This is a genomic window from Roseivivax jejudonensis, assembly GCF_900172265.1.
Taxonomy (GTDB): Bacteria; Pseudomonadota; Alphaproteobacteria; order Rhodobacterales; family Rhodobacteraceae; genus Roseivivax; species Roseivivax jejudonensis.
The window spans coordinates 1-1,007 of record NZ_FWFK01000016.1 but is presented as its reverse complement, the minus strand read 5'-3'; the positions used below and the strand labels follow the sequence as shown (position 1 = coordinate 1,007).

The window sequence follows — 1,007 nt, the reverse complement described above, 5'->3', positions numbered from 1 at the left end:
ACTTCCACCGCACGCAGAATTTCGCTTTCACCCGGGCTCGCGCTGGTTTCCAGCAGATCGTTAATCAGCGCACGACGGGTGGTTTCATCCAGACGCACGGTCACGGTCACCAGCAGATCAATATCGCTATGCGGTTTCAGGCCGCCATCCACCGCGCTGCCATACAGATGCACGGCCAGCAGGGTCGGTTCCAGATGACGTTCAATCACGCCCACCACTTCAGACAGCTGGGTGCTCACTTCCGCAATCACCGCTTCACGCATAATGTTCAGTTTGGTTTTCGGACGGCTGCCCTGCTGGGTCACATCGTTGCTGCTCCACAGCATCAGGCAACGGCCCACCGCATAACGCGCCTGCTGTTTGCTCGCACGCGGCATGCTCTGCACGCCAAAAAAGCAATCATAGCACGCCATAAACACCGCCACCGCACCATTACCGCCGCTACGTTCGGTCAGGGTACGGCTCCAATTACGGCTACGCATACTCTTCCTTTTTCAATATTATTGAAGCATTTATCAGGGTTATTGTCTCATGAGCGGATACATATTTGAATGTATTTAGAAAAATAAACAAATAGGGGTTCCGCGCACATTTCCCCGAAAAGTGCCACCTAAATTGTAAGCGTTAATATTTTGTTAAAATTCGCGTTAAATTTTTGTTAAATCAGCTCATTTTTTAACCAATAGGCCGAAATCGGCAAAATCCCTTATAAATCAAAAGAATAGACCGAGATAGGGTTGAGTGGCCGCTACAGGGCGCTCCCATTCGCCATTCAGGCTGCGCAACTGTTGGGAAGGGCGTTTCGGTGCGGGCCTCTTCGCTATTACGCCAGCTGGCGAAAGGGGGATGTGCTGCAAGGCGATTAAGTTGGGTAACGCCAGGGTTTTCCCAGTCACGACGTTGTAAAACGACGGCCAGTGAGCGCGACGTAATACGACTCACTATAGGGCGAATTGAGTGAAGGCCGTCAAGGCCTAGGCGCGCCGGATCCCCCGGGCCATACTAGT

1 protein-coding gene is annotated in these 1,007 nt (G+C 52.2%); it reads right to left on the bottom strand.

The annotated features are described in order from the left end of the window. Positions 1–482 (bottom strand): nucleotidyltransferase domain-containing protein (locus ROJ8625_RS21425; protein WP_234984336.1); only part of this gene is annotated, 482 nt, incomplete at its 3' end. Positions 483–1,007: the final 525 nt, after the last annotated feature.